A 3,965-nucleotide genomic window follows, 5' to 3' on the forward strand; every position below is an offset into this window, starting at 1 on the left:
TGCTTGATGCTTACAACCAAAGACTTGTTGATGCCAATCGTGAACGTTGGCTGGAGCAAGACAATAGCGGTTGGAATAGACTGAACATGTTGATGAATGCTGCGCATGGCTTTGCAGGCAATTACGGCACAACGACGAATAATAATACAGCCTCTATGATGCAAGGCAACAACCCTTGGAAGAATTTTGCGACAGTAGCAGGTCTTGCGACAAGTTTTATGGGTGTTCCTGATATTTCTAAGCCTTTTGGCGCATTTTTAGGCAAAAAATTTGGTGTATAGGAAAGAAAGAAATGGAAAAAAGTTCTTGGTTCGATAACATTTCGCGTTTTTTTATTCCTCCTGATCAAGGTGAACATCCTTTAGTTAGAATGTCTAGAATAGGAGCAGATGGTTTAATACAACATAGTGCACATCTCCCACCTACAGTACAACGTGCTAGAAGAACATGGTCTACAGTTCAAGAAGAAAGAGAACGCCAAAAGCGTGAAGAGATCTATGGTCGTAAGCTCTTAGGGATGGTTATTCCGAAAATTGGTGAGAGACCGATTGATAAAATGAATCTGTTACAGCAATTGATACAGCAGCATCAAGGTCCTGTTGTTCCTAGTGCAATTTCTATTGATAAACCATTTGATACGGGTTCTCTTTCTTCTCTTAACGTAGGTTCTATTGTTCCTGATGGAATCTATCATGAGAAGAAAGAGCCCTATATGGTTCCTGAAGCGCAAATACCACTTGGTGTAGGTGATCATCCATCACTCCCTAATGCACAGGAGATTAAACAACTTACGCCTATAGTAGAGGCAGCTTCAACACCACAGCCACAACCTTCTCCAGCAGATACTCGAACTGGTTTTGAAAAGTTTGTCCAGTCTGATTTTTATAAAAAGCTTCAAGATCTTTTTGCAGGTATGTCGGCAGCACCGTCAGGCGGTTCTGGGTGGGATGCGCTTGCAAGTGGTGTTAAGCAACTTAATGCAGGCGATAAACAAAGAGGGCAGGTTAATCAGACCGTCGAGTATCTAAAGTCACAGGGTGTGGGTGAAGAAGAAGCGCGGTTTATGGCTGGGAATAAAGATGCGTTGAATGCTTTTCTATTACAAAAAGCGAACGGCGGTTATGATGCTAAATCTAAAGAAGAATTGGACCGCCTACGAGAAACGATAGAGCTTAAAAATAGAGAAACTATCAGTAATAATACACTCCATGACATTGAACGTTTTATGAATTATATAGAAGAAAATGGTGAATGGGCTACAGGTAATGCGGCTAGTATACAAGCTCAGTTGGGTGTTCCTCAACACCGTGATATGAGTTCACTGCTTGATTCCATTAAAAATCGTATAGGTATTGATCGTTTAGAAACGATGAGACAGTATTCGCGTAATGGCGCCTCAGGTTTTGGGAATCTCACAGAAAGAGAGCTTGATATCTTAAAGAGCTATTTAGGAGAGATAAAGTACAACTTGGGTCATAAAGAGCTCTTGTTTAGATTGAAAAAAATCCATGAAATTTTGGGTAAGATGAAATCAGACGTATTGTCTTTGCTAGAAAACGGTCACGTTGCATTAACGAAAGAGAATGTTGATAAGGTTACCTCACAGCCGCATTCTAAAGCTCCACAGCAAGGACATAGTGCAAATGCGCCTGTAGTAAAAAGTGCAGAAGAAATTGAAGCCTTACCGAAAGGGGCAGATTTTATTGTTATTGATGCCGATGGTAAAAGAATGACTATAAGAAAATAGGTTATGTTTCATGTCTGAACTTAAGAATTATGATAAGTCACTTCTTCCTGAATGGGCTAGAAAGTATAAGGTTATTGGTATTGCTGAAGATGTTCAAAAGGAAACAGATTATCCTGAACTTAAGGATTATGATAAATCACGTCTCCCTGAGTGGGCTAGGAAATATAAAGTGATTGGTATTGCTGAGGATATTCCTAATACTCAAGAAACATCTAATGATTTTTCATTTGATGATAAAGATCTTACGTGGTTGGATGCGGTTATGAGACATATCGCATCTGGTGCAACGGCAGGTTATTTTGACGAAATGAAAGCAGTACGTGAAGCAGGTGTGAGGGATTATTGGAGCGGCGATAAAAAGGCAGAAGAGGTTTATAACAGAAGAGTAGCCAAAGAACGTGCTTACCAAAAAGCTTTGGAAGAGAAACATCCATGGTGGTCTTCTGGTGCTTATATTGCTGGTTCGATTTTACCAACAATAGCATCATTGTGGATCCCTGCTTTAAATTTTTTGCGAGCAGGCTCGACTTTAGGAAGTTTGGGCAGGGGAGCTCTTGTTGGGGCAGGCTCTGGAGCTTTACATGGTTCTGGTGCAGGAGAAGGTTACAATGATACGGTGAATTCGGCGTTAGCTGGTGGTGTTGGTGGGGCAGTTTTGACACCAGCTGCTAGTTTAGCAGGTGCGGGGGTTTCTAAGTTAGGTGGTTTACTTGTAAATGCTTTAAAATCACCTCCACTTGTAAGGAATTATTTTAATCCCGCTCATAAAGAGGTTTCCAATAAGGCTTTGCGAGAAGTTGCCAAGCAACTTTACGATAATAAACCCCAAAAAATTACCGAACGTCTTAGCTCAGAACCTCAGGAAGTATTTTTGACAGATATTAATGAAAAACTACGACAGACTTTGTGGAATGCGTCTAAAACAAATGAAGATGTTTATCATCTTTTGAAACAAGCGCATGAGAAAAGATTAGGCGGTTCTGTTCAACGTCTTGATGATATGATGGAGCAGACAATTGTTCCATACCAGCATAGCGATACTTTAATCAGGACACTTAAACAGCAAGGGAAAGAAGCGCATGATCATCTTTATGAACAAGCAAGGCAAACGCCGATAGGACGAGAGTATTATCCGGCTCTTAATAAACTTTTTGAAAATAAAGGGTTTCAAAAAGCTCTTAAAGAAGCTGTCAATACTTTAGAGGAACACCCCCTCAGTATAAATCCTAGAAGGTTTTATGATAGAAGATTTAGCAGTATAACCTATAAACCTACGATAGAGTTATTAGATCAAACTAAGCAGTCTCTTGATGATTTAATCGAAAAAAGTAAGAAACATGGCGATAACCAAAAGATTTTAGGATACGAAGTCCTCAAACAAAATTTGGTAAAAATAATGGACGAAATCTCTCCTACGTACAAAGCAGCACGCGGTAGTGCGGCAAAATTCAAAAACTTTGCAGATAGCTTTGAAAAAGGTAGACAAGCTCTTGGAACAAAGCTTGAAAAGAGTTTTGAAAGAGATGCAGTTCAGGAAAATCTTTCTAAAGGGAACTGGACAAAACAAAATAATACCTATCAGATGGGTATGAGAGATGCATTAGATGATTTACTCAGAAAAAATGATGACCCTATTAATGAATTTTCTAAACTTTTAAAACAAAATCTTGCATCTGAGAATCTTAAAAGGATGATAGGACCGGAACGGTTTTCTACTTTTAAAAAGGCAGTAGATCAGGAGCAATTCTATTCTGATGCAGCAAAAGATGGTTTTAGCAAATTTGAAGGCATTCCTAAGATTTCTCTTTTTGATGGAGTTCGTGTACCACATAGTATTCCTGATATACCAGCTCAAGGCTTAAAATTAGCACGAAACATATTTTTTCATCCAAATGCACCAGAGGCGGTACGAGCAAGACAAGAGCTAGAGCGCGGAATAGCGAAGTTAGCAACTTTTGGCGTTAAAGGAATGGAGCGCAATGAAATTGCCAAATTGATTCAAAGTGCTTTGAAGTGGCATAAAGCCGGTGTGGTAACTGATGAAGGCTTGAAGATTGTTTCTAGGGCTATAGCAAAAGGGTTAGGTCCGAGTGCTTCAATAGAGTATGCGAAATGACCCGTTATAGTCCGGCTGTCAATCAAGCGATACGGCAAACGGCAGTGCGTTATGGTTTGCCAGAGAGTTATTTATACCGTGTTGCGCAAGTTGAAAGTGGTG

Annotated in this window: 2 protein-coding genes and 2 pseudogenes; all 4 read left to right on the forward strand. The window is 39.8% G+C overall.

Annotated elements, in window-relative coordinates:
• Positions 1 to 281, forward strand: a pseudogene (locus GQO39_RS08915) (hypothetical protein); the annotation flags it as partial.
• 11 nt (positions 282 to 292) lie between these two features.
• Positions 293 to 1,747 (forward strand): hypothetical protein, encoded by a 1,455-nt coding sequence (locus tag GQO39_RS08085; protein ID WP_156851711.1) that lies wholly within the window; start codon positions 293 to 295, stop codon positions 1,745 to 1,747.
• Between the two features lie 10 nt (positions 1,748 to 1,757).
• Positions 1,758 to 3,863 carry a glycine zipper 2TM domain-containing protein gene (locus tag GQO39_RS08090; protein ID WP_156851712.1) on the forward strand — a complete coding sequence of 702 codons (2,106 nt, stop codon included), beginning with the start codon at positions 1,758 to 1,760 and terminating at the stop codon, positions 3,861 to 3,863.
• A pseudogene (locus GQO39_RS09330) lies at positions 3,860 to 3,965 on the forward strand (transglycosylase SLT domain-containing protein); the annotation flags it as partial. The gene GQO39_RS08090 and the pseudogene GQO39_RS09330, both read left to right, overlap by 4 nt.

The organism is Bartonella refiksaydamii, assembly GCF_902652675.1.
Classification (GTDB): domain Bacteria; phylum Pseudomonadota; class Alphaproteobacteria; order Rhizobiales; family Rhizobiaceae; genus Bartonella; species Bartonella refiksaydamii.